Below are 25177 nucleotides of genomic sequence, written 5' to 3'. Positions count from 1 at the left end.
GTTGGCAAGCTCATGGCGGCAAAATCGAGGAGACGAGGAGCTGGGTATAGGGCTCGCGGGGGTCGTCGAGGACCTGGTCGGTGAGACCAGTCTCGATGACGCGGCCGCCCTTCATCACCATCACGCGATGCGACAGCAGCCGCGCCACCGCGAGATCGTGGGTGACGATGATGACGGCGAGGTGCAGTTCCGCGACGAGGCTGCGCACGAGGTCGAGCAGGCGAGCCTGGACAGACACGTCCAGGCCGCCGGTCGGTTCGTCCATGAATACCATCCGCGGCTCGGTGACGAGGTTGCGCGCGATCTGGAGACGCTGGCGCATGCCGCCGGAATAAGTGCGCGGCGCATCGTCGATGCGCGCGATGTCGATCTCGACGCGGGTGAGCCAGTCCGACGCGGTGTCGCGGATTCGGCCGTAGTGATTCCAGCCCACCGCCATCAGCCGTTCGCCGACATTGGCGCCAGCCGAGACCGCCATGCGCAGGCCCTGCGCGGGATCCTGGTGCACATAGCCCCAGTCGGTGCGGAACAGGAAGCGCCGCTCGGCTTCGCCCAGCGTCGTGAGATCGCGGGTGATGCCGTCGCGCATCCGGTATGACACCTGGCCGGCGCTCGGCGCGAGCTGGCCCGATAGCATTTGCAGCAGCGTCGATTTGCCCGAGCCGGACTCGCCGACGATCGCCAGCACTTCGCCGGGGTAGAGCGAGAAGGAGACGTCGCGGCACGCGGCGATGCGGCCATAGGACTTGCTGAGCGACTCCGCGACCAGCAGTGACTGATCGTTCTCCAGCATCTCCTCAGCCATTTGATCCCTCCTGCGCCTTCTCCTTGTACGGCGCGGCGCTGAGGCTGCCGTGATGGCCGGCGGCCTGGCGGCCCTCGCAATAGTCGGTGTCCGAGCAGACGAACATCCGCCCGCCCTTGTCGTCGATGACGATCTCGTCGAGATAGGAATTCTCGGCCGCGCACAGCGCGCAGGGCGCGTTGAAGCGGTACGGCTCGAACGGGTGATCCTCGAAATCGAGCGACACCACCTGCGTATAGGGCGGGATCGCATAGATGCGCTTCTCGCGGCCGGCGCCGAACAATTGCAGCGCCGGGCAGTTGTCCATCTTGGGATTGTCGAATTTCGGCGTCGGCGACGGGTCCATCACGTAGCGCGCGTTCACCTTCACCGGATAGGCGTAGGCGGTGGCGATGTGGCCGAAGCGGGCGATGTCCTCGTAGAGTTTTACGTGCATCAGGCCGTATTCGGCCAGCGCATGCATGCGCCGCGTCTCGGTCTCGCGCGGCTCCAGGAAACGCAGCGGCTCCGGGATCGGCACCTGATAGACCAGCACCTGATTCGCGTGCAGCGACGTCTCCGGGATGCGGTGACGGGTCTGGATCACGGTTGCATCTTCTGTTGCCGTGGTCGTGGCGACGCCCGCGGTCTTGGCGAAGAATTTGCGGATCGAGATCGCATTCGTCGTGTCGTCGGAGCCCTGGTCGATCACCTTCAGCACGTCCTGCGGCCCGAGGATCGCCGCGGTCACCTGCACGCCGCCGGTGCCCCAGCCATAGGGCATCGGCATTTCACGGCTGGCGAACGGCACCTGATAGCCGGGGATCGCGATCGCCTTGAGGATAGCGCGGCGGATCATCCGCTTGGTCTGTTCGTCGAGATAGGCGAAATTGTAGGCGGGCGCGTTCATTCCGCGGCCTCCTTCATGGCATCGGGCGCATTGGCCTCGGCAAACTCCTTGCGCAGCTTGCGCAGGAGCCCGAGTTCGGACTGGAAGTCGACATAGTGCGGCAGCTTCAGATGCTCGACGAAGCCGGTCGCCTGGACGTTGTCCGAATGCGACATCACGAATTCTTCATCTTGCGCAGGGGCCACGGCGTCTTCGCCGAGCTCGCGGGCACGCAGCGCGCGGTCGACCAGCGCCATCGACATGGTCTTGCGCTCGCTCTGGCCGAAGGCGAGACCATAGCCGCGGGTGAAGCACGGCGCTTCCGTCGCCGAGCCCTTGAACTGGTTGACCATCTGGCACTCGGTGAGCTCGATCGAGCCGAGCGGCACGGCGAAGCCGACGTCTTCCGCGAAGAATTCGACCTCGACCTCGCCGAAGCGGATCTCGCCGACGAAGGGATGGTTGCGGCCGTAACCGCGCTGGGTGGAATAACCCATCGCCAGCAGAAAGCCTTCGTCGCCGCGTGCGAGGTTTTGCAGGCGCAGGTCGCGATCGGCCGGGAAGTTCAGCGGTTCGCGCGTGAGATCGCCGACGCTGGCGCCGTCTTCGGCCCGCGGCGAGGATTCGATCAGCCCGTCGCGGCCCAGAATATCGGTCACGCGCGGCGTGGGCGCCGTCGAAGCTTCGGCCGTCGCCGGCACTTCAGGCACAAAACCCTGGCCCAGCGAGGGATCGAGCAGACGATGCGTGTAGTCGAAGGTCGGCCCGAGGATCTGGCCGCCGGGAATGTCCTTGAAGGTCGCCGACACCCGCCGCTGCACGCGCATCGCGCCGGTGTCGACCGGCTCGCTGGCGCCGAAGCGCGGCAGGGTGGCGCGGAAGGCGCGGACCAGGAAGATCGCCTCGATCAGATCGCCGCGCGCCTGCTTGATGGCGAGCGCCGCGAGCTCGCGGTCATAGAGCGACCCTTCGCTCATGACGCGGTCCACGGCGAGGCCGAGCTGTTCCGAGATCTGATCGAGCGTGACTTCGGAAACACTCTGGTCGCCACGCCGCGCATTGGCGAGCAGGCGATGGGCGTTCTCGATGGCGCGCTCGCCGCCTTTGACTGCGACATACATGCGACTAGCTTCCCTTGTTCACGACACGCGTGGTGCGCGGGATCGCAACCACGGCATCATCGGCGACCAGCACCAAATCGATGCCACGCGGAAACAGCGCCTCGTTGAACCGCAGCCGTTCGAACAAGTCGAAAGGCCTGATCGAGGCCTGAAGTGTCGCGACACCGTCGATGCCGGGGCCACGCAGTTCGAAACTGCGCCCTGAGTCCAAGCTCTCGACCTGAAGGATCACCGTGGTCGAGCGATCCGGATACTCGTTCGTACCCAGTGCGAAGCGCTCGAGCGGCGGCAGCGCCGCGCCGTCGCTGATCAGGGCGAAACTCGCGATCGAGGAGTCCTGCACCACCGGCGCGCCGGTGTGGAACTTGAGCCATTTCACCACGTCCGACCTCTCCGCCATCCGGGCATCGAGCCAGAGCGGCGTGTCGTGATCGAACAGCGTCAGCGCGATCGCGGCAGTGCCGCGCATCGTTGGCCCGGGCACTCCCGCCATCGGTACGATGCGCTGGACCGAGCCCGGCCGCGCCATCGCGTCCATGACGGAACGAAAGGTCGATTGCGCCGACAAGACCTTGTCGACGAAACCCGGCGGAAGTTCCGCAATCGTGGTCATGGCCTCACCCCTCACCGCGCACCATGGTGTAGAAATCAACCTTCGTCGCGGCGGTCTCGGCCGCCGCCTGCTTGCGCTGGATCATAAGCTGCTCGCGCAACGGCGCGATAACGTCACGCTCCACCGCCTCGCCGAAATCACTGGACTGCGCCAGCGCGTCGCACAGCGCGATCAGCCGCGCCTTCTCGCCATCGCGCCCCAGCGTGTAGCCGAAGCCGACCTCGCCGCTCGCGAGCCGGACCGCGGCGCGCGACACCGTGGCTTCACCGAGATTGAAAGGCGCGCCGTCGCCGCCGACCCGGCCGCGCAGCATGACGAGACCGTTTTCCGGCGCGCGCAGCTCCTGATGAGCCGGCAGGGCGAGAGCGCGGAGGCGAGCGGCGATCTCGCCCGCCTCCGCGTGCGCCAGCACGGCCATCGCGGCCTTGCGCTGGACTTGCTGGTTGTTGTGCTGGGTCACCAAATCCACCGAAACTTTCTGCAGAACTTGCCGAATCCAAGTTGTCTATGATAATAGACAACTTGATACGGAAGCGCCATGACTGTTTCGTGACAAACGTGTGATTTCTGAAGTAGGCTTCTCGGCGACATGAGCATGCAGGACTCAGCCTCTTCGGGCGTCGCGCTGTGGCGCCTCGTTGCCGATGGCATCGAGCGCGGCATCGCCGACGGCCGCTTTGCGGCCGGCGACAAGCTGCCGGGCGAGATGGAGATCGCCGAAACCTATCGCGTGAACCGCCACACCGTGCGGCGCGCGCTGGCTGCACTTGCCGAGCGCGGCCTCGTGCGCGCCGAACGCGGCAGCGGAACCTATGTCGAGGCGCAGCGCCTTGCTTATCCCTTGCGCTCGCGCACCCGCTTCTCCGAGATCGTCGGCGCCGACGGCCGCGAACCGCATGGCCGGCTGATCGAGGCGTCCGATGACGTCGCGACCCGCGAACTGGCGCGCGAACTGGGATTGAAGGCCGGCGCGCCGCTGGTGCGGATCGAGGCGATCCGCCTCGCCGACCACACGCCGATCTGCGTCTCCACCACCTGGCTGTCAGCGGAGTTGTTTCCGGGCGCGGGCGAGGTGTTCGCCGCGACGCGCTCAATGACGAAACTGCTCGAGCATTACGGCGTCCGCGACTACAGCCGCGGCGCGACCCGGATCACCGCCGGCATCGTGGACGCGACCGATGCCGCACGACTCGATCTGCCGCTCGGACGGCCGATCCTGGTGGTCGACGCGACCGACCACGATCTCGCCGGCAAGCCGCTGGTGACGAAGCACTCGCGCTTTGCCGCGGAGCGGGTGGAGTTTCTGGTGGAGAACGGGTGATCTACCCGCTCGCGCAGGTATCGTACGGTGGGCAAAGGCGCACTTGCGCCGTGCCCACCATCTTTCCAAGCTATCGGCAGTGGTGGGCACGCTTCGCTTTGCCCACCCTACGACACCTTTGCTCAGGCGACAGCCCGCCGCCCAATAATCGCAAACCGCAGCTTGCTCGATATGAAATCGATCGCGGCCACTGCGACCAAAATCATCAGGATCAGGAACGACACCCTCTGCCATTCCAGCACGCGGATCTGCTCGGCGAGCTGGAGGCCGATGCCACCGGCGCCGACGATGCCGATGATGGTGGCCGAGCGCGTGTTGGATTCGATGAAATAGAGCACCTGGCCGGCGATCACCGGCAGGACCTGCGGCAGCAGGCCGAAGCGGATCTCGTGCAAAGCGCTGCCGCCGGAGGCGCGGACGCCTTCGACCTGCTTCTGGTCGGCGCCCTCGATCGCCTCCGAAAACAATTTTCCGAACGCGCCGAAATCCGACACGGCGATGGCGAGCACACCGGCGAACGGACCGAGCCCGACCACATTGATCCACACCAGCGCCCAGATCAGCGTGTCGACGCCGCGGATCGAATCGAGAAACCGCCTGATAGGAAAGCGCAGGATCTGCGAGGGTATGACGTTGCGCGCGGCCAGCAGACTGACCGGAAGCGCGAACAGCGCGGCGAGCGTCGTGCCGAGCAGCGCGATCGACAGCGTCTCACCCAACGCCTTCAGATAGACCGGCAGCGAAGAGCCGGGATCGGGCGGGATCATCATCAGGCTGATCCAGCCGAGCTGGCTCAGCCCTGCGAAGAATCGCGACGGTGAGAAGTCGAGATCGACGAGGCCGTAGACCAGGATCGCAAACGCCGCGACGATCATCGCCGGCACCGCGAGCCGCGCCGAGGCGGGGCGGTCGAACACGTCGGGGTAGCGCGCGCGAAGCGCTCGCGTGTCGACCTGCCGCGGCCCCGTCACGTCCGTGCCTCCTTGCCGAACAGACGGCCGCGCAGCCAGCCCGTGGTGATGTCGATGATGAAGACCGTGATGATGATGGTGAGCAGGATGGCACTGACGTCGGAGTAATAGAACTTGCGGATGGCGACGACGAGCTCCTGGCCAATGCCGCCGGCGCCGACGAAGCCCATGACGGAGGCCTCGCGGACATTGATCTCGAAGCGCAGCAGCCCGTAGCTGGCATAGCCCGCGGTCACCTGCGGCACCACGGCGAAGCGCATGCAGGAGAGCCAGCTCGCGCCGGTCGAGCGGATGCCTTCGACCGGCTTCATGTCGGCATTCTCGACGATCTCGGAGAACAGCTTGCCGAGCGCGCCGGTGGAGTGGATCGCGATCGCGAGCACGCCGGCCATCGGCCCGAGGCCGAACGCGATCACGAAGATCAGCGCGAAGACGATGCCCGGCACGGTGCGGGCGAATTCGAGCAGGCGACGCACCACGAAGCGCAGCCAGGGCGACGGCGAGGTGTTCTCGGCCGCAAAGAAGTTCAAGGCGAAGGCGAAGGTCGCGCCGATCAGCGTGCCGACATAGGAAATCAGCAGCGTCTCGCCCAGCATCTTCAGCCATTTGCGCCAGCCCCACAGCCACTCGCCGGCATCGGTCCAGACCCGCTGGCCGCTGTCGAGCGTGAGGATGCGGTCGAAATAGCTGATGAAATTGCCGAAATGGGCGAAGAAGGTGCGCAGGTTCACTTCCGCGCCGATGGCGGCAAGAAACAGCGCCGCGGCAAAGATCACCAGCCCCAACAGGAGTCGGAGCCGCTTGCGCGCGACCGCCTGGCGATAGGCCGCGTTGAGCACGGCGAGCTGCTGCTCGGGGAGGATCGAAACCGCGACGGTCATCTGGCCAGGAAAAATGGTCGATCAAAGAGAAAGAGCCGGGTCCATCGACCCGGCTCCAGTGCTATCGTCCTGAAACTCAGGACGCCTTCTTCTTACGCAGTGCATCGACGAACTTGATCAGCTCGATCGTGCCATCCCAGTCCTTGGTGGTGGCGGGATGGAAACCCTTCTTCTGGCCGTCCTGGAGGCGATCGAAGGCCGCCTTGTCCTTGGCCGGCGCGTCGAAGAACGCCTTTGCGATCGCCGCCTTGGCCTCTTCCGGCAGGTCGGAATTGTAAGCGTAGGGGCCGTTGATGATCGGCGCCGACTTGTGGATGATGCGGAAATCGTCCTTCTTCATCGGCGAGCCGTCGGCGTTCTTCAGCATGCCCTTGGTCAGCATCTGCGCCAGCGTGGAATCGTCATCGCTGGTCCACTGGTTGGCCGCAACGTCGACCGTGCCCTGCGCCAGTGCCAGGATCGCGTTCTCATGGCTGCCGGTGAAGACGACCTTGCTGAAATAGGTGTCGGCATCCGTGATGCCCATCTTGTCGAGCTCGAAGCGCGGCACGTTGTTGCCGGAGGTCGAGTTCGGGTCGACGAGGCCGAGGTTCTTGCCCTTGAGCTGGTCGACGCTCTTGTAGGGGCTGCTCGCCTTGACGAAGAACACCGAGTAGTAGCCGGTCGAACCGTCGGCGTTGATGTCGTTGGCGAAGGCATCGGTCTTGACGCCGGTCAGGCGGGCGCGGGCGAACGACGCCGAGCCGTAGCTGGCGATATGGATGTTGCCGGCGCGCTGGCCTTCGATGACGGCGGCGTAGTCGTTGGCGATGCGCAGCGTGACCTTCACGCCCAATTCCTTGGAGAGATAGTTCATGAACGGCGCCCAGCGCTCGGTCACGCCCGAGGCGTTTTCCGCCGGAATGACCGCGAAGGTCAGTTCGGGATATTTGGCTTTCCAATCGTCGGCGGAAGCCGAAGCCGTGAACGCGAGCGCGGCGGCGCCAGCAAGAACCAGTCTGCGAGTGATCATGATACCCTCTTCATCGGTTGGGGTCGGTTGACGCAAAAATTGGCAACTACAGGCGCAGCTCAGGCGGCTGCGGCCGTTCCGAGCGCCGGCACGCCCTCAGGCGCCGGCACAGGCATTCCGCCCATGACGTCGGAGGCTTCGAGATCGTAGAGCTCGCGCGCGACATGGTCGGTCAACTCGGCCGGCGCGCCGTCGAACACCACACGACCCTGCGCCATGCCGATCAGGCGGTCGCAATAGCTGCGCGCCAGATCGAGCGAATGCAGGTTGCAGAGCACCGTGATGCCGAAATGCTTGTTGATGCGCAGCAGCGCATCCATCACGATCTTGGTGTTGCGCGGGTCGAGCGAGGCGATCGGCTCGTCGGCGAGGATGATGTCGGGTTGCTGCACCAGCGCGCGGGCGATCGCAACGCGCTGCTGCTGGCCGCCGGAGAGCTGGTCGGCGCGCTGGGCGGCGAGCGAGGCGATATCGAACTGTTCGAGCGCCGACATCGCCAGCGCCCTGTCGTGCTCGGGCCAGGTCTGCGTCAGCGAGCGCCACGCCGGCATGGTGGCGAGGCGGCCCATCAGGACGTTGGTCAACACGTCGAGCCGGCCGACCAGGTTGAACTGCTGGAAAATCATCGCCGAGCGCGCCCGCCACTGCCGCAATTCCTTGCCGCGCAGCGCGGTGACGTCGAGGCCGTCGAACAGGATACGGCCCTGCGTCGGCGTCGCCAGGCGATTGATCATGCGCAGCATGGTCGACTTGCCAGCGCCGGAGCGCCCGATCACACCGACGAAGCCGCCGGGGGAGATTTGAAACGAAGCGTCGTCCACCGCGGCTTTTGCGCCAAAGCGGCACGTCAGACCTTCAACCACCAGCATAGAGGGCTCCAGAGTAGCTGGCTGCCACCGCTAACGCTGGCACTTGACACTTGTGTGACACACGGATCGCGGTGCGGCGATCCAACACACCTCCTCCCCTGTCATCACATCGTCATGACGCTGTCATCAGGCCGCTCGAAGAGGTACGCCCGCCCTCGACCTATCGGATGTAGCATGGCCGGCAAAACACTCTCGGTTCAACCGACCATCGACCCCTCGGCGAAGCTGCATGAGACCAGGCTCGGCACCTATACCGAAGTCGGCGCGCGCACCGTCCTGCATGAAGTCGCGATGGGCGACTACTCCTATGTCGTGAACGACGCCCAGATCACCTACACCACCATCGGAAAATTCTGCTCGATCGCGGCGATGACGCGCATCAATCCCGGCAATCATCCGATGCATCGCGCCACGCAGGCGCATTTCACCTATCGTTCCAGCGCCTACTTCGAAGGCGAGAGCGACGACACCGAGTTCTTCGACTGGCGGCGCCAGCATCACGTCCATATCGGCCATGACGTCTGGATCGGCCATGGCGCGATCGTGCTGCCGGGCCGCAACATCGGCACCGGCGCCGTGATCGCGGCGGGCGCCATCGTCACCAAGGACGTGCCGGCCTACACCATCGTCGCCGGCAATCCGGCGCGCATCGTGCGGCGGCGGTTCTCGGAAGACGTCGCCGGACGGCTGGCCCGGCTCGCCTGGTGGGACTGGGATCACGACAAATTGCGTGAAGCACTGCCCGATTTCCGCAAGCTCGGGATTGAAGAATTCCTCTCGGCATATGAAGCACGGGCAAGCTCCCTCACCCGTTCCCCTGCCAGCAAACGAAGCGCGGTCGCTTGACAGACATCTTCCTCGAGGGCGGCCGGGCCCTGATCGGCTCCGAGCTCGTCGAAACTTCCATTCTGGTGTCCGGCGCGGACATTGCGCAGGTCGATGCCTCTCGCGGCCGTGCGCGGCTGGCGATCGATGCGCGCAACCTGCTGGTGCTGCCCGGCATCGTCGATCTGCATGGCGATGCCTTCGAACGGCAGATGATGCCGCGCGCCGGCGTCGACTTCCCGATCGACGTCGCGCTCGCCGACAGTGACCGCCAGGCGATCAGCAACGGCATCACCACCGTGTTTCACGCCACGACCTGCTCGTGGGAGCCTGGCCTGCGCAGCGCCGGCAATGCGCGCGCCCTGATGGAGGCGATCGAGCGGCAACGCCCGCAATTCGCCGCCGACACGCGTTTCCACCTGCGCCACGAGACCTACAATCTCGATGCCGAGACCGAGATCGGCCAATGGCTCGCCGAGGGCCGCGTCGACCTGTTCGCCTTCAACGACCACATGGACGGCACCGTTGCCGACATGGCCAAGCCGCGCAAGCGCAACCGCATGGTCGAGCGCACCGGCCTCTCGGGCGAGGAATTCGACCGGCTCGTCGAGCGTGTGCTTTCGCGCGCCAGTGAAGTGCCGGCTTCCGTGTCGCGGCTCGCCGCGACTGCTCGCGCGGCCGAGGTGCGGATGCTCTCGCACGACGATGCGACACCGGCGATGCGGCAGGAGTTTCGCGAGCTGGGCGCTGACATCGCGGAGTTTCCGATCAACGAGGAGACCGCGCGAGCGGCCGCGGCCGCGGGCGATGCCATCGTCTACGGTGCGCCGAATGTCGTGCGCGGCGGCAGCCATACCGGCTGGACCCGGGCATCCGACATGATCGCGAAGGGGCTCTGCTCGGTGCTGGCGTCGGACTATTACTATCCGGCGCAGCTGCTCGCCGCGTTTCGCCTCGCCGCCGACGGCGTGCTGCCGCTGACCGAGGCCTGGAACCTGGTGTCCGCGGGACCGGCCCGCGCGACCGGCCTTGCCGATCGCGGCGTGCTCGCAGAAGGATGCCGCGCCGACATGCTGCTGGTCGACGACAGCGCGCCGCTGCGGCCGCGGCTGATCGCGGTGGTATCAGGCGGAAAGCTCGTGCATCTCACCGATGCGACGCGACTGCTCGCGGCGGCAGCGACGCCGCGCGAGGCTGTCGTTGCGGCCTGAACCGGTTATGCTCAGGCGATGACTGATTTTCCCCGCTACGCGATCTACTTTGCCGCCGGCGCCGACAGCGCCCTCTCCCGCTTCGGCGCCGAGCTGCTCGGTTACGATGTCTACACCGGTGACGAAGTGCCGTTCCCTGCCGACGCATCGCGTGTTGCGCCGGATTGGCGCGACGTCACGGCCGATCCCCGCAAATACGGTTTCCACGGCACGCTGAAAGCGCCGATGGCGCTGGCGCGCGGCAGGACTGAAGCCGAGCTCGTCGCAGCTTGCGCGGCCTTTGCCGGCAAGGCGCCGCCGATGCCGTCAATCCGCCCGGTCGTCGACTCCATCAGCGGCTTCATCGCGGTGATTCCGACCGAGCCGGTGGGCGCGCTCCAGCAACTTGCCGCCGATTGCGTCCGCGAATTCGACGACTTCCGCGCGCCCATGACGGCGGAGGACCGCGCGCGGCGCAAGCCCGACAAGCTCACCGAGCGGCAGCGCGACTATCTCGACCGCTGGGGTTACCCTTACGTGATGGAGGAATTCCGCTTCCACATGACGCTGACGGGACGGCTGGATGCGGAACGGCGCGGGCCGATCCTGGAGATGCTGCGCGCGAGGTTTGCGACGCTCGGCCTCGATACGCTGTTGGTCGACCGGATCGCGCTGTTCAAGCAGAATGATGCCAGGGCGCGCTTCCGCTTTGTCGGCGAGTGGGCGTTGGCGAAGTAGGCCTCAGCGCCAGCTCGCGAGATTAAAGGCGAGCGCCACGACGCCAACCAGAATGAGGCTGGTCGCCCAGATTGCATCCAGATTGAACCAGCTTCGCGCAACGAACCTCAATCCCAGATAGCGGTAGACCAGCCATGCCAGACATCCGCCGGCACTGACCATGGCGACAACGTGCACCAGGGACACCAGCACCGCCATCCCGAGACTTGTCTTCAGAAGACTTGCCTTCATCAGCGCGCCCGCCGCCTCATGGCCGGCATCGAGCTCGAACGCCTGGCAGAGCCCGAGATAGATCGGCACGAGCATCAAGGCCGCGCCGTGAGCAATGGCAACGGCGAATGACCAGAGCGCCAATTGCGTGGGCGGAATTCGTGCCAGCGTGCGCGGATGGCGCCGCTCGACCAGCCGATAGACGCCGAAGCCGATGACGAGAAGGCTCGCACCGAGCTGGATCGAACGCTGCCACTCGGCCAGCACGAGCAGCAACGCGAATGGCAGCAGCACGAGAAATGTTGCCAGGAGATGACCGGCCGCCAGAGCCCACAACGCGCGGAACAGCGCGCGCGGGCTCTTGTCCATGAGGCCGGCCGACACGGCGAGCGGCCATCCCATTCCCGGATTGACGCCGTGATAGAGACCGCTCGCGACAAGAGCGAGCCACAGCCAGCCGAGCGGCCAACTCCCGTGCTGCCAGTCTAGGCCGACGGGTAGCAAAAGGAGTCCGTCGAACAATCGCCGCCCTCCAGCCTGATCTGGTGCGCACGATATCCGTCGGGGAAGCTCACGAAATAGTCCTTGGCGAGTTCGAGGCCGCCGTCGCGACCGACATTGGCCATGACTTCCACGCCCGGAACTCCATCGGGATAGAATTGGTCATCCCAGGTGGAATACAGCGAATTGGTCCAGTACACGCGCTTGCCGTCGCGGCTGATCTCGACCATCTGCGGACCGGCCGCAAATGCCTTGCCGTTCGGATGGGGGGTGCGGCGCGCGATGCCGCCGATGTGAACCGAGCCGGCAAGCTTCGGCTTTCGCGGGTCACTCACATCGTACTGGCGCATTTCACCCGTGCCCCAGCACGAGACATAGAGAAACCGGTCATCCATCGACAGGTCGATGTCGGTCACCAGCGGCGGCACGGCGCCAAATCCCTGCAGCAGCGGCGGGAGCTTCTCCTTTGGCGCGGGCTCGGGCGGGATCGTCGCCGTCTTCTCCGCATGGAATTTTCCGCCTTCGCGCCACCAGGTCCAGATCGATGCTTCGAGGTTGGTGGTGTCGACCACAACGCCAACGAAGCCGTATTCGCGAACCGGATCGTGCGCGGGCCGCACCTCCAGCGCCATCTGATGATTGGCGCCGAGGTCGATGGTCTGCACGTTGCGACGGGCGCGGAGATCCCAGAAGTGGAGACGATGGCCATATTTGTTCGCCAGCAGATCTTCCGCGACGATCCCGTTCTCGAACTGCGGCGGCAACGCCCATTCGCTCGTCACCATGTAGTCGCGCGGCAGGTTCCACCAGAAATCATAGTGCAGTGTCTGCGGACCGCGGTCGATCTCCCATCGTCCAAGGACCTCGAACGTCTCGCAATCCATGATGAAGACGCCTGGAGGCCCGTTAGTGCCGTCCTTGCCGCCGCCGCCCAGCGTGCTCACATAGATGCCGTCCGGCCCGCAATGGATAGTATGCGGCCGCGAGTAGCCGGTCTTTTTGAAGATTTCCTCGGGCTCGATGATCTTGTGGATTTTGGCTTTGGTCGGATCGGGCTTGGTATCGATGATGTAGATCCGCGACGAGCGTATTCCGGGGATGATGAGATAGCGCCGCTCGATGAAGGCATGTCCGGCGAGCGGCGACAAGGCGGAGGAGCAGGCATTCCAGCCGAAGTGATGAAACTCATCGCCCTTGTTGGGCATCGTCACCGTGTGGACGATTTGGCTGTAGATCGGCGATCCCGGCTTGACGTCGATGACCGCGAGAGCATCCGGCTTTGAGAAATCCGGACTGAGCAGCAGCGTGTAGGCAAAGTTCTCTGCAGGCGCTTCCATCGCCAGCTTGGGCGATGCGTGAAAGGTGGGATCCGGCCTCATCGTCATGGCACTGCCTCCCTGTTTCGTCGGCTCGCTCCAACCTGGCTCGGAATAGCGGCATAATGAAGAGCCGCTCAGCGACGTCTTGAGAAGCTCCGCGAACCCAGTCGGCGAGCGTGCAAGGAGCGTACAATATGTCATCGCCGGACCGCGGGAAACCGCCCCAACCGCGCCAATTCGACGCCTTCAGCCGATGGAAGCCGGCGGGATCAGGCTCGGTGTCCTCCCGGCCTAGTGCGCAATTGCACACCGGGGGCCGGGACGACGTCGGGAAAGGCGATTGCTCCAACAAGTTTCCGTCATTGCGAGCGGAGCGAAGCAATCCAGACTGTCTCCGCGGACACATTCTGGATTGCTTCGTCGCTTCGCGCCTCGCAATGACGACAGTGGAGCAAGTGGCCCGCTACTTCCCCCACCGCAACGCCAGCGCATCCCGCTCCTTCGCGAGCTCCAGCAGCCCAGCCCGCGTCGCCGGGTGCAGCTGCTGGAGCGGATGGCGCACGGCGTCCGATTTGATCACGCCGCCGGCCTGCATCATGGCCTTGCAGGCGATCAGGCCGCATTGGCGGTTTTCATAGTTGATCAGCGGCAGCCAGCGCTCATAGGCGGCCTTTGCCTCCTCGCGCTTGCCGGCGAAATAGGGATCGACGATCTGGCGGATGCCGTCGGGATAGCCGCCGCCCGTCATCGCGCCGGTGGCGCCGGCGTCGAGATCGGCGAGCAGCGTGATGGCTTCCTCGCCGTCCCACGGTCCCTCGATATCCTTGCCGCCCGCCTCGATCAGGCCGCGCAGCTTTGCCGCCGCGCCCGGCACCTCGATCTTGAAATAGCGGATGTTGGCGAAGTCGCGCGCCAGCCGCGCGAGCAGCTCGACCGACAGCGGCGTTCCGGCGACAGGCGCGTCCTGGATCATGATCGGAATGTTGATCGCGCCAGAGAGCACCTTGAAGAATTCGACGATGCCTTTCTCGGGCACGCGGAAGGTCGCGCCGTGATAGGGCGGCATCACCATGACCATGGCGGCCCCCGCCGCCTCGGCCTGCTGGCTGCGCGCGGCGCAGACGGCGGAGCTGAAATGCGTCGTGGTGACGATCACGGGAACCCGGCCCGCGACGTGCTCCAGCACCGCATGCATCACGGTTTCGCGCTCGGCATCGGTGAGCACGAACTGCTCGGAGAAATTGGCGAGGATGCAGAGACCATTCGAGCCCGCATCGATCATGAAATCGATGCAGCGGCGCTGGCCCTCGAGGTCGAGCTCGCCGCGCTCGTCGAAGATGGTGGGCGCGACCGGGAACACGCCGCGATAGGGGCGCTGGGCGTTGTGTGGGGTGGCCGGCATCGAACTCTCCATCCTTGATACGTCTGTTGCTGCGCTCCCGCAGCCGCACAGATGTACCCGCCGCGTGAAGCGGCGGCAATGCCGTTCGCACGACGCCTAGACGGATGACGATCGAAGTTATGCGGTCTTCACGGCCCCTAAAAAGCCCTCGACCGCGACGCGAAGACGATCGGCATCGCCCGACATCTTCTTCACGGATTCGGACAGCACCGTGCCGGCATTGCCGGTTTCCTGGTTGAGCCTGGCGACGCTGCCGATGGTGTCGGTGACCTCGCGGGTGCCCTGGGCTGCCTGCTGGAAGTTGCGCGAGATCTCGGTGGTGGCCGCGCGCTGCTCCTCGACGGCGGCTGCGATCGCCGTCATCTTCTCGTCGATGCCGCTGATGGCGCCCCCGATCGAGCGGATGGCGGTCACGGCCTGGCCCGTCGCGCCCTGGATCTCCTCGACCTGGCGCGAGATTTCTTCGGTTGCGGTTGCGGTCTGCGCGGCGAGGCTCTTGACCTCGCCGGCGACCACGGCAAAGCCACGGCCGGCCTCGCCCGCTCGCGCCGCTTCGATGGTCGCATTCAACGCCAGGAGATTGGTCTGACCGGCGATGGCGTTGATCATCTTCACGACCTCGCCGATCCGGCTCGCGGTCTGATCGAGGATCTCGACCGTCGCGTTGGTCCGCTCGGCCTGCGAAACGGCCTCGCGCGCCTCGCGGGCGCTCAACTGCACCTGTGCGGAGATTTCGCCGACGGATGCGGAGAGTTCCTCGGTCGCGGCCGCGATGGTCTCGAGATTGTTGGTGGCCTGCTCGGCCGCGGACGAGACTGCCGCGGTCTGGCTGGTCGATTCCGAAACCAGCGTGCGCACATCGGTCGCGGTGGCATCGAGGTCCCTCGTCGATGCAGCGACGCTGTGGATCACCGCCTGCACGGTGTCGTCGAAGCTGCGGCACGCGTCGTCCACGGTACCGGAACGGGCGAGTTGCAGCGCCTGCTGCGATTCGCGTTCCTGGCCCAGCCGCTCGGCGGTCGCCGCGCTCTCGCGCAGGCTCTCGAGCGCGGCAGCCATGGTCCCGAACTCGTCCGGATATTTCGACTGCGGCACCGGCGTCGCGTAATCGCGGGCGCCGATTCGCGCGATGGCGTCGAGGATGGCGCGGACCGGGCGCATCAGGCGATTGCGCACCACGTACACGCCGGCGAGGGTCACGGCGAGCGCGAGCAGAAACGCGAGCGACTGCACGATGAGATTGGTGAGGGCCTTGGCCTGCACGGCCTCGGCACGCGCGATCGACTGATCCAGCGCTTTGGTCGCGACCCCGACAATGAGCGGGAACGGCGACTGGCACAGCGTGTTCCACTCCGACGCGGGCATCGCGGGCTTGCCGCTGCCGTCGAGATTCTTGGTGAGATCGCCGATCTGCTTCAGGACGCCATCGGTCTTGGTCTTCGCGTCCGACGCTGCCGTCACCAGCTCCGCCGTCACGTCGGGCGCAGCCAGCAACTCGGCCATGCCCGCCCAGCCGGAGGCGATCGTGCCGTCCCATTGCGCCACCGACCGCTTCTGGGCGTCGTCGAGCGGCTTGCTGCTGTTGATGTTCGATCGAAGCGACGAACAATGGACCCCATAACGGTCGCGCACCTGCCAGGCGAAGCGGCGGACCTGAATCATGCGGGCGATGTAGGGATCGTTCATCCAGGCGCGGTTCGACACCGCGGTGGAGGCGAGGTTCGCCGTATCGATGACCTTGGTGACGGCGTCGTACCAGGAATTGGTTCGCTCCATCTTGCGCTCGGCGCGCGGAAGCTTGGCCTCGTCGTAGAACAGCTGGAATTGCGGCGCGGCTTCGTTCCAGCGCTGCTTCAGCGTGCCGGCGAGCTCGTCGCGGCGTGCGAAATCGACGGTCGAGAGTGCAGCGCTGATCCCTTCATAGCCGCCCTGCTCGGCCTTTTCGGCTTCGGCGAGTTTTGCCTTGGGATCGTCCTCGCCAAGGATGGCGCTCTGGGCATCGCCACGATTGTTGCGCAACGCGAGCACGCCATGGAAGATCGCCTTGTCGGCAGCGGCGAGCCGCGCCGTCTCGAGACTGTCGCTGTAGCGACCGAACGCTCCGAACATCTGGATCGCCGTAGAGGCCAGCGCACCGGCCGCAAGCAGAGCCATCAAGGTCAGAAGAAGCGAGCTTACCGATTTCTTAAACATTGCCATGAGTCAGGGGGCCTGCATTGTATTGCCGGCCACCCTGCATTGCGACATGCCAAGGATCGGTTAAGGTTTTAGTCAAATTGCCGGGAGTGCCCGGTCTGTAAGCGCTTTAAGACTAGCGAAATCAGGCGACCTTGGTGAAATCCGGCGGCCGGCGCTCGGCGAAAGCGGTGAAGGCCTCACGCGCTTCCGCCGTGCGCAGGCGCTGGGCAAATTGCTCGCCTTCGGCCTGCATCTGCGCGACCAGAGCCTCGCCATTGCGCATCAGCTTCTTGGTGGCCGTGAGCGCGCCGGCCGGCTGGCGGGCAAGACGCTGGGCGAGCGCAAGCGCCTCGGCATCGAGCTTGCCGAGCGGCACCACGCGGTTGGCAAGGCCCCATTCCAGCGCCGACCTGGCCGGTACGGTCTCGCCCAGCGCGAACATCTCGTAGGCGCGGGCATAGCCGATGCGTGCCGGCATCAGCAGGCTGGAGGCGGCCTCCGGCACCAGCGCGAGGCTGACGAAGGGCGTCGACAATTGCGCGTTGTCGGCGAGCACGACGAGGTCGCAATGCAGCAGCATCGTGGTGCCGACGCCGACGGCGCGGCCCTGCACAGCGGCGACCAGCGGCCGGGTGCAGCGCGCCAGCGACTGGATGAAGCGCACGACGTTGCGGCTGCCTTCGGACTTGCCGGCTGCGACGGCGGCGAATTCGCCCACATCGTTGCCGGCGGTGAACATATCGCCCTCGCCGCGGATCAGGATCACGCGGGCGGACGGATCGAACTCGGCGGATTCGATGGTGTCGGCGAGCTTGCCGTACATCGCATCCGTCAGCGCATTCTTCTTGTCGGGACGCGCCAGCGTGAGGGTGAGAATTCCGTTGTTGTTCTCGATCCGGACGTGCTCGGTCATTGCTCTCTCCTTATTCCTCTGGGTCTCTTGGAAACTTCGTCTGAATGCTGGTCAGCCAGCGCGCGACGATGTCGATCTCCGCGCCGGTAAATCCGTCCGTCAGCGCCGCGTTGATCTGCGCCGCATCGGTCTTCGCCTGCGCCAGCACGGTGCGCCCCTTCGGCGTCAGCCATACGCGCCAGGCCCGACCGTCCTCACGATCGGCCCGCCGCTCGACCAGCCTCGCCGCAGCACTGCGATCGACGAGGCCTGAGATGCCGGCCGGCCCCATGTCGAGCGCAGCGCCTGCCTCGCCCATCAGGACGCCGTCCTGCTTGCCGAGGATGAACAACAGCCCCGCCTGTGCCGGCGTGACCTCGTTCTGCGGCTGCGCCGCCATCCAGCGCTGCAAGCGGCGCTGTGCGACGTTCAGGAGGTAAATAAGCCGATGATGCCTCGCTGCGGCTTCTTTATTTCGCATGCGAAATAGATAACCGAGCCGAACCGGATTGTCAAAGGGAGACCGCTACGCGGCGCGGCAGCCATCGAGGAACAGGACCGCGCAGGTCTGCACGCGGCGCTCGATCTGCTTGCGTGACGGCAGCGGCATGCCGCCATAGATCGCCGCGCGCTGCGGCGCCGATGCGACCATGCCGATCAGCATGCCGGCAACTTCCTCCGCATCGTCGATGGCGATGCGCTTGCGCTTGACCTGGACGCGCAGCCAGCCGGCAAGCGCCTTCACGGTGCGGGAAATGCCGTTGTTGTAGAAGTTGGCGGCGAGCTCGGGGAACGCGGCGGATTCCTGCAGCACCATGCGCTGCAGCGCCACGACCTCGGGATCGAGCGCGAGATCGGCGCAGGCCAGCAACGCGGCACGCAGGCCCGTCTCGATATCGACCTCGTCGCTTCCTTGCAGATCGACGGCGGAGAGCAGCCGCTCGAGCCTGTCCGCGCACATCGCCTCGAACAGCGCGGCCTTGCCCGGAAACAGGCGATAGAGCGTCTTGGTCGAGATGCCGGCGCGGCGTGCCAGCTCTTCGGTGCTGGTCGCGGCATAGCCGTCGACGGCGAAGGCGTGGCGCGCGGCGTCGAAGACGATCCGCCTCGTCTCCTCGTCGCTGCGCAGTTGTGGCCGCCCGCGGGGGCGGCATTCACCTGAGGGTTTTGCCTGAGCCATGCTTTTAAATGACGCCTGTCATTCCATTGACAATTCCAAAGCTAGTCTCATTTTGGAAATCGTCAAGTTTCCTAATTCAGGGGAGCCGGCCATGTCCGTCCACACCACCCCATCTGCTGCGACCCAAACCGCTATTCCAGCGACCGTGCCGGAGGGCGTGCTGCCCACCGCACCGACCGGCGTCCGCCGGCAAAAGCTCAATCTCCGCAAGCTGTTGCTGATGGGTGCCGCGATCGTCGCGCTGGCCGGCGCGAGCTGGTACGGCTACGATTACTGGACCGTCGGGCAGTACCTCGTCTCCACCGATGACGCCTATGTGAAGGCCGACAACACCACGATCGCGCCGAAGGTCAGCGGCTACCTCGACCGCGTCCTGGTCGGCGATAACGAGCATGTGAAGGCCGGCCAGGTGCTCGCCAGGATCGACGACCGCGACTTCCGCGTCGCGCTCGACCAGGCCAAGGCCGATGTCGCCGCAGCGAATGCGACGGTGACAAGCAAGCAAGCGCAGCTCGAGGTCCAAGAGGCCGTGATCGCGGCGGCAAGAGCGACCATCGATGTCGACACTGCCGCGAAGGTTTTCGCCAAGCAGGAGAACAAGCGCTACACCGATCTTGCGGCAACGGGTTTCGGCAGCGTGCAGAACGCGCAGCAGGCGCAAGCGCGCGACGCCGGCGCAGACGCGGCAATCCAGCGCGATATCGCCAATCTCACCTCCGCCTTGAAGCAGGTCGATCTCCTCAACGCCGAGATATTGCAAGCCAGGGCCGCCGCCGCACGCGCGGCCGCACTCCAGCGTCAGGCCGAGCTCAATCTCGGCTACACCACGATCGTCTCCCCGATCGACGGCGTGGTCGGCAACCGCTCCTTGCGCGTCGGCCAGTTCGTGCAGGCGGGCACGCAGCTGATGGCGATCGTGCCGGCCGAGGGCGCCTATGTGGTCGCCAATTTCAAGGAGACGCAGCTGACCCACGTGCAGGCCGGCCAGGCCGTCGATATCGAGGTCGACACCTTCCCCGGTCAGGTCGTTCACGGTCACGTCGATTCCATCGCGCCGGCCAGCGGCCAGGAATTCGCGCTACTGCCGCCCGACAACGCCACCGGCAATTTCACCAAGGTGGTGCAGCGCATCCCCGTCAAGATCGCGCTCGATGCCGAAACGCACTCTGCGATCGCGCTGCGGCCCGGCATGTCCGTGATCCCGACCATTGCAACACGTTCGACCGCGCCGACCGCGAATGCGGCCGTGACGCCCAAGACAAACGTAAAGGCGAAGCTCGTTTCCGGAGGGTCGTGCCATGTCAAACAGCCTCTCACTTTCGACGCCAGCAACACCGGTCGCGACGCCTGATCCGGCGATAGCCGACCCCAACCGCGCGAGTGCCGCGATCTGGATCGCCGTGCTCGCCGCCATGATCGGCTCGTTCATGGCGATCCTGAACATCCAGATCACCAATGCCTCGCTGGCCAACATCGAGGGCGGCATCGGCACCGGCGCCGACAACGGCTCCTGGATCTCGACGTCGTATCTGATCGGCGAGATCATCGTGATCCCGCTGACTGATTTTTTGAGCCGCGTGTTCTCGTTCCGCCGCTACATGCTGGCGAGCGCGACGCTGTTCGCCGCGTTCTCGGTCGCCTGTGCCTTCACCCATGATTTGCCGTCGATGATCGCGATGCGCGGCCTGCAGGGCTTTGCCGGCGGCGTGCTGATCCCGATGGCGTTCACGCTGGTGCTGACCAAGCTGCCGAAGCCGCAGCAACCGGTGGGGCTCGCGATCTTCGCGCTGTCAGTCACCTTTGCCCCGGCGATCGGCCCGACCATCGGCGGCTATCTCACGGAGAACTACGGCTGGCGTACCATCTTCTTCGTCAACGTGATCCCGACAGCGGTGATGGTCGCGGCGCTCTATCTGACGCTGGAGAAGCAGAAGATGCAGCTCGGTCTGTTGAAGGAAGGCGACTGGGCCGGCATCTTCACCATGGCGATCGGGCTGTCGGCACTGCAGGCCGTGCTGGAAGAAGGCAACAAGGACGACTGGTTCTCCTCGCCCTTCATCGTCAAGCTCGCCGTGATTGCGGCCGTCAGCCTGACGCTGTTCGTCACGATCGAGCTCACGATCGAAAAGCCGCTGATCCGGCTGCGCCTCCTGACGCAGCGCAATTTCGGCTTTGGCACCGTTGCGATGACGATGGTCGGCTTCGCGCTGTTCGGCTCGGTCTATATCCTGCCCGCCTATCTCGGCCAGGCCCAAGGCTACAATGCCGAGCAGATCGGCAACGTGTTGGCCTGGACCGGCCTTCCGCAGCTCGTGCTGATCCCGCTGATCCCGAAGCTGATGCAGCGCTTCGACACGCGCTACATCGCCATCACCGGCCTTCTGATCTTCGCCTATAGTTGTTTCATGAACACGGCGATGTCGCCGGACTATGCCGGCGACCAGCTCTGGATTCCGAACATCGTGCGTGCCGTGGGACAGGCCATGGTGCTGACGCCGCTGACCTCGGTGTTGACCGGCGGCATCGCGCCGCAGGACGCGGCCGCGGCCTCCGGCATCAGCAACATGTTCCGCAATCTCGGCGGCGCGATCGGCACGGCGACGCTCGCGACCATCATCACCAAGCGCGAGCAGTTCCACTCCAACATCATCGGCCAGTCGGTCACGCTCGGCCGCGAGGAAGTCCGCACCCGCATCGCGCAGATGACGGATTACTTCATGGCCCACGGCGTGCCCGACCCCCACGCCGCGCGCGAGCAGGCCATCATCGCGCTCGGCAAGACGGTGAAACGCCAGGCGCTGGTGATGGGCTATTCCGATGCGTTTGCGGTGATCGGTATCGTGCTGGTGATCGCCGCGATCGCGGTGGTGCTGACCCAGCGCGTGAAGGCGGCCGGTGGGCCGGCGCATTAGGCTCTTCTTCCCCCTCTCCCCGTTCTTACGGGGAGAGGTCGGGGTGAGGGGCCTCTCTCCACACGTGAGATCGTCGAGGGACCTGTACCCCCTCACCCGGATCGCAAGAGCGATCCGACCTCTCCCCGCAAGCGGGAGAGGTGAAGAGCCGCCTCACGGCGCGCAGGTGAAGCTCGCCGCCTCCGCCACCGGGCCGCTCTTGTAACGCGGCCAGGATGGCCAGCGGCACAGCGGCATTGCGCGCAACACGGCAAACGACGGCGCCTCGACCTTCTGCTCGCTGACTTCGAGATCGCCGGGCGCGTTGCCCTTCTCGACCCAATCCACCAACGCGCTCAGCATGTCGACATTGGCCGGCGCGCCGGAGCCGACATGGTCGACGCCGGGCGCGGTGTAGAGCCGCGCGAATTCCGCCGTCTCGGCCTTGCCGAGCTTGCGCTCGACGCTCTCGAAATAGCGGATGCCGGCATAGGGGCTCTGGGCATAGTCGGCCATGTGCTCGAGCACGATCAGCCGGCCGCCGCGGCCGCGAAAACGGCTGAGATCGGGGTCGGTCGAATCCATCAGGCTCGAGACCTCGATCAGCCGCGCCTTGTGGTCCTCCACCTTGTAGGTGCTGACGTCGAGCTTGGGATCGCGGGCGAACACATATTGAATGCCGCCGGCGCCGTAGATCCAAGCGATGCCGTTGTTGGGTGCGGGCGGCTGCGCCGGCGGCGCGCTGCCGAGCCACCACGCGGACCAACCGCCGGTCGGACCGATCGCCGGCGTGTCCTCGCCCGAGACGCCCCAGCCCGGATAGTCATCGAGGTCATTGGCGAGCGGAAACGGGAATTTGTAGGTCGCGTGCAGCGTGTTCACGGCCTTCATCTGCGCCTCGGTGAGGCACTGGTCGCCCGTCTTGCCGGCCTCGCAGCGCAACGTCTCGACCTTGAACGCCGCCTTGCAGGCCACGGGATCGTGCACCAGCGTGTTATCGGAGCCGTCGGCCTTGTCGCAGGCCGACCGCACCGCACCGGCAAAGAGCTTGACCTGCGCCGGATTGATCCAGCCCTCGCCCATGGTCACAAGGCCCGAGCGCGTACCGGCATGCTGCAGGCCGACCCAGTTGATCACGGGCACGCGGGCGAAGATGCCGTCGAAATCGTCGGGGTAGCGCTGAGCCATGGTCAGGCCTTCGCGCCCGCCCTCGGACGAGCCCATGAAGTATGTTTTTTCCGGCTTCTTGCCGTAGGCGCGCTCCATCAGCGCGACAGAAGCGTCGCGCACCTTCTTGTAGGCGCGGTGAGCGAAATTCTCGAAGGCTTCGTCGTTGAGTGCGAAGACCTGCGGCGGCTCGCCCGGCTTGGACTCATGGCCGGAATCGGTGCCGTAGGTGACAAAACCGCGCGTCAGCGGCGACGGCTTGTCAAACGGATAGGCCGGCGGCAGCCCAAGGCCGGTGATCAGCACGCCGTTGAAGCCGCCGCCGCCATACTGGACGGAGCGCCCGTTCCATTCGACGGGAAGGTTGACCTGAAACTTGATCGGCGGCGCCTTGGGATCAATGGGGTCGATATGGCCGAGCACCTTGCAAAAGGCGGGATTGGCGGGCGTGACGCGCCCCGACGGCGTCGGCCCGCGTTCGGCGACCGCGAGAGGTGACGGTGCCAGCAATGTCGCGGAATCGATCTTCACGGCATCGGCGCCGCCGATGAGCCCTTTGCAGACCGTATCCGCATCCTCCGCCAGCGTCGCGGCGAACGTGCTGCTCGCGCTCATGGCGGCTATCGCACCCACGAGCCATGCACAGAGCTTCGCTCTCTTTCGCGTCATCGTTTCCACCCGGCGTTCGCTGTTTATTGGATTTGGTCAGTTGGCCGCATTGAATGCAACCTTCGCCGTTCCGTCAATCGCTTACGTTCGCATTCTGCTCAGAACGATCCCAGCGCGCTGCCCAATGCGATCACGGCGACCAGCGCCAGCAGCGACGTCACGATGCCGACCATCACGATGTCGAAATAGCTGTCGCGATGCGTCAGGCCGCAGATCGCAAGCAGGCTGACCACCGCGCCATTGTGCGGCAGGATGTCGAGCGTCCCCGAGCCGATCACCGCCACGCGGTGCATCAGCGCAGGGGCGATGCCGGTGCGCGCGGCGAGCTCGACATAGGTCTGGCCGAGAGCGTCCAGCGCAATGGTCAGGCCGCCTGACGCCGACCCGGTCAGCGCGGCCAGGATGTTGGTCGCAACCGCCAGCGAGACCAGCGGTCCGCCTTCGATCGCAAGCACCCAGTCGCGCACGATCGTGAACGCCGGCAGCGAGGCGACAACCGCACCGAATCCGACGAGGCTCGCCACGCTGAACGCAGGCAGGACGGATGCATTGGCCCCGGCGTCCATGGTGCGGCGAAGCGCCGGCAAGCGAGCCCGGTTCAGCGCGATGGTCGTGACGATGGCCGCAGTCAGCGCGACCGCGACCGACCACACGCCCGCGACCGCCGCGAGCGTCGTTTCACCAAAACGCTGCTCGGCGAGATAGCTGACATCGAGTCGCGGCAGCACCATGAGCGACATCACCAGATTCACGATGACGACGACGATCAGCGGCGCGATCGCACTCCACACGGGCGACGGCCGCTCGCTGCGCTGACCGTGCTGGAGCTCCGCCGGATCGAACTCGCGCGCGGTCGTGGCGCGCTCGCGCACGAGCTCGTCGGCGGCGGCGCGCTCGGTCGCGCCCTCGATATCGTCGCCATAACCTTCTCCAGCGCGGCGCGCCGCGGCTTCGGCGCGGTGCAGCCACCACAACCCTGTCACGAGCATGATGAGGGAGGCGATGATGCCGAGGCCCGGCGCTGCGAACGGCGTCGTGCCGAAGAACGGCATCGGGATCGCATTCTGGATCGACGGCGTGCCCGGCAAGGCCGACATGGTGAAGGTCGACGTCCCCAGCACGATCGCAGCCGGGATCAGGCGACGCGGGATCGAAGCCGCGCGAAACAACGAACGGGCCATGGGAACGATGACGAAAAACGCAACGAACAGACTGACGCCGCCATAGGTCACCGCGGCACCGGCGAGCACCACCGCCAGGATCACGCGACGCTCGCCGAGGCGCTCCGCCATGAAGGCGGCGACCGACGTGACCGCGCCGCTATCGTCCATCAGCTTGCCGAAGACCGCGCCAAGCAGGAAGATCGGGAAGAACTGCGCCAGAAATCCCGCCGCATGCACCATGAACACCTGGGTCAGGTTCGCAAGCAGCGGCTCGCCGCCGAACAACGCGGCAACGAGCGCTGCGAACGGCGCCAGCAGAAGCACGCTCCAGCCGCGAAAAGCGAACAGGACGAGCAGGGCGAGCCCGACGAGGAGGCCGAGAAGACCCATG

The 25177-nt window shown here is 65.6% G+C and carries 24 protein-coding genes; 6 read left to right on the top strand and 18 right to left on the bottom strand.

The features are described from left to right. Positions 1-10: 10 nt before the first annotated feature. The 5 genes from phnK to phnG are packed head-to-tail and all read right to left on the bottom strand — an operon-like array spanning position 11 to position 3876. Positions 11-805 carry a phosphonate C-P lyase system protein PhnK gene (gene phnK, locus OWC48_RS09135; protein WP_282519691.1) on the bottom strand — a complete coding sequence of 265 codons (795 nt, stop codon included), beginning with the start codon at positions 803-805 and terminating at the stop codon, positions 11-13. Further along, complete coding sequence (locus tag OWC48_RS09130) at positions 798-1694, bottom strand: alpha-D-ribose 1-methylphosphonate 5-phosphate C-P-lyase PhnJ (protein ID WP_282519690.1); 897 nt, start codon at positions 1692-1694, stop codon at positions 798-800. The genes phnK and OWC48_RS09130 overlap by 8 nt, the downstream gene beginning before the upstream one ends. After that, a complete protein-coding gene (locus OWC48_RS09125; protein ID WP_282519689.1) occupies positions 1691-2794 on the bottom strand; it encodes a carbon-phosphorus lyase complex subunit PhnI in 1104 nt (367 codons plus the stop codon). Before OWC48_RS09125 ends, OWC48_RS09130 begins: the two co-directional genes overlap by 4 nt. 4 nt (positions 2795-2798) lie before the next feature. After that, positions 2799-3407, bottom strand: coding sequence for a phosphonate C-P lyase system protein PhnH (gene phnH / locus OWC48_RS09120; RefSeq protein ID WP_282519688.1), 609 nt, complete (start codon positions 3405-3407; stop codon positions 2799-2801). 4 nt (positions 3408-3411) lie between these two features. After that, the gene (gene phnG, locus OWC48_RS09115) at positions 3412-3876 is read right to left on the bottom strand and encodes a phosphonate C-P lyase system protein PhnG (protein WP_014491455.1); all 465 of its coding nucleotides are present in this window, start codon (positions 3874-3876) and stop codon (positions 3412-3414) included. 120 nt (positions 3877-3996) lie between these two features. On the opposite strand from phnG, the gene phnF reads away from it, so the two are divergent. Continuing rightward, positions 3997-4728 carry a phosphonate metabolism transcriptional regulator PhnF gene (gene phnF, locus OWC48_RS09110; protein ID WP_282519687.1) on the top strand — a complete coding sequence of 244 codons (732 nt, stop codon included), beginning with the start codon at positions 3997-3999 and terminating at the stop codon, positions 4726-4728. Positions 4729-4850: 122 nt separating this feature from the next. Here the strand turns inward: phnF and phnE (OWC48_RS09105) are convergent, their stop codons facing one another. From phnE (OWC48_RS09105) to phnC, 4 genes are all read right to left on the bottom strand, one after another. Further along, entirely contained in the window at positions 4851-5699 is an 849-nt protein-coding gene (phnE, locus tag OWC48_RS09105) for a phosphonate ABC transporter, permease protein PhnE (protein ID WP_282519686.1), read from the bottom strand. Further along, positions 5696-6580, bottom strand: a complete 885-nt coding sequence (gene phnE / locus OWC48_RS09100) for a phosphonate ABC transporter, permease protein PhnE (protein ID WP_282519685.1) — start codon at positions 6578-6580, stop codon at positions 5696-5698. The genes phnE (OWC48_RS09105) and phnE (OWC48_RS09100) overlap by 4 nt, the downstream gene beginning before the upstream one ends. A 76-nt stretch (positions 6581-6656) precedes the next feature. After that, positions 6657-7592, bottom strand: a complete 936-nt coding sequence (gene phnD, locus OWC48_RS09095) for a phosphonate ABC transporter substrate-binding protein (protein ID WP_282519684.1) — start codon at positions 7590-7592, stop codon at positions 6657-6659. 59 nt (positions 7593-7651) lie between these two features. Continuing rightward, positions 7652-8461: a phosphonate ABC transporter ATP-binding protein gene (gene phnC, locus OWC48_RS09090; RefSeq protein WP_282519683.1), complete on the bottom strand. Its 810-nt coding sequence runs from the start codon at positions 8459-8461 to the stop codon at positions 7652-7654. A 174-nt stretch (positions 8462-8635) separates the two neighbouring features. On the opposite strand from phnC, the gene OWC48_RS09085 reads away from it, so the two are divergent. Genes OWC48_RS09085 through OWC48_RS09075 form a run of 3 tightly spaced genes read left to right on the top strand, consistent with a single transcriptional unit; the run spans position 8636 to position 11214 of the window. Further along, positions 8636-9307, top strand: coding sequence for a chloramphenicol acetyltransferase (locus OWC48_RS09085; protein ID WP_282519682.1), 672 nt, complete (start codon positions 8636-8638; stop codon positions 9305-9307). Beyond that, positions 9304-10497 carry an alpha-D-ribose 1-methylphosphonate 5-triphosphate diphosphatase gene (locus OWC48_RS09080; protein ID WP_282519681.1) on the top strand — a complete coding sequence of 398 codons (1194 nt, stop codon included), beginning with the start codon at positions 9304-9306 and terminating at the stop codon, positions 10495-10497. The genes OWC48_RS09085 and OWC48_RS09080 overlap by 4 nt, the downstream gene beginning before the upstream one ends. A gap of 18 nt (positions 10498-10515) precedes the next feature. Continuing rightward, a complete protein-coding gene (locus tag OWC48_RS09075; protein WP_282519680.1) occupies positions 10516-11214 on the top strand; it encodes a DUF1045 domain-containing protein in 699 nt (232 codons plus the stop codon). A gap of 3 nt (positions 11215-11217) precedes the next feature. Here OWC48_RS09075 and OWC48_RS09070 read toward each other — a convergent pair whose 3' ends face one another. The 7 genes from OWC48_RS09070 to OWC48_RS09040 all read right to left on the bottom strand — a co-directional run bounded on the left by OWC48_RS09070 (position 11218) and on the right by OWC48_RS09040 (position 18896). After that, entirely contained in the window at positions 11218-11826 is a 609-nt protein-coding gene (locus OWC48_RS09070; protein WP_282520073.1) for a hypothetical protein, read from the bottom strand. 83 nt (positions 11827-11909) lie between these two features. Then, complete coding sequence (locus OWC48_RS09065; protein ID WP_282519679.1) at positions 11910-13310, bottom strand: selenium-binding protein SBP56-related protein; 1401 nt, start codon at positions 13308-13310, stop codon at positions 11910-11912. Positions 13311-13707: 397 nt separating this feature from the next. Further along, on the bottom strand, positions 13708-14646 hold the full coding sequence (locus tag OWC48_RS09060; protein WP_282519678.1) for a dihydrodipicolinate synthase family protein: 939 nt from the start codon (positions 14644-14646) through the stop codon (positions 13708-13710). A 117-nt stretch (positions 14647-14763) separates the two neighbouring features. Next, complete coding sequence (locus OWC48_RS09055) at positions 14764-16845, bottom strand: methyl-accepting chemotaxis protein (protein ID WP_282519677.1); 2082 nt, start codon at positions 16843-16845, stop codon at positions 14764-14766. Positions 16846-16966: 121 nt separating this feature from the next. Further along, a complete protein-coding gene (locus OWC48_RS09050; protein WP_282519676.1) occupies positions 16967-17737 on the bottom strand; it encodes an enoyl-CoA hydratase in 771 nt (256 codons plus the stop codon). A gap of 10 nt (positions 17738-17747) precedes the next feature. Continuing rightward, positions 17748-18197 (bottom strand): MarR family winged helix-turn-helix transcriptional regulator, encoded by a 450-nt coding sequence (locus OWC48_RS09045; protein ID WP_282519675.1) that lies wholly within the window; start codon positions 18195-18197, stop codon positions 17748-17750. Positions 18198-18242: 45 nt separating this feature from the next. Then, positions 18243-18896: a TetR/AcrR family transcriptional regulator gene (locus tag OWC48_RS09040; RefSeq protein WP_282519674.1), complete on the bottom strand. Its 654-nt coding sequence runs from the start codon at positions 18894-18896 to the stop codon at positions 18243-18245. A gap of 91 nt (positions 18897-18987) precedes the next feature. Between OWC48_RS09040 and OWC48_RS09035 the strand changes: the two genes are divergently transcribed. Beyond that, positions 18988-20247 carry an HlyD family secretion protein gene (locus OWC48_RS09035; protein WP_282519673.1) on the top strand — a complete coding sequence of 420 codons (1260 nt, stop codon included), beginning with the start codon at positions 18988-18990 and terminating at the stop codon, positions 20245-20247. Next, entirely contained in the window at positions 20195-21808 is a 1614-nt protein-coding gene (locus tag OWC48_RS09030) for a DHA2 family efflux MFS transporter permease subunit (protein ID WP_282519672.1), read from the top strand. The genes OWC48_RS09035 and OWC48_RS09030 overlap by 53 nt, the downstream gene beginning before the upstream one ends. A gap of 153 nt (positions 21809-21961) precedes the next feature. On the opposite strand, the gene OWC48_RS09025 is transcribed toward OWC48_RS09030, so the two are convergent. Both OWC48_RS09025 and OWC48_RS09020 read right to left on the bottom strand, forming a co-directional pair. Then, positions 21962-23623, bottom strand: a complete 1662-nt coding sequence (locus tag OWC48_RS09025) for a tannase/feruloyl esterase family alpha/beta hydrolase (protein WP_282519671.1) — start codon at positions 23621-23623, stop codon at positions 21962-21964. Between the two features lie 98 nt (positions 23624-23721). Continuing rightward, positions 23722-25176: a GntP family permease gene (locus OWC48_RS09020; RefSeq protein ID WP_282519670.1), complete on the bottom strand. Its 1455-nt coding sequence runs from the start codon at positions 25174-25176 to the stop codon at positions 23722-23724. Position 25177: the final 1 nt, after the last annotated feature.

Source organism: Bradyrhizobium sp. Arg816 (assembly GCF_029989365.1).
Classification (GTDB): domain Bacteria; phylum Pseudomonadota; class Alphaproteobacteria; order Rhizobiales; family Xanthobacteraceae; genus Bradyrhizobium.
The sequence above is the reverse complement of the archived record's forward strand: the minus strand, read 5'-3'. Positions and strand labels throughout refer to the sequence as shown.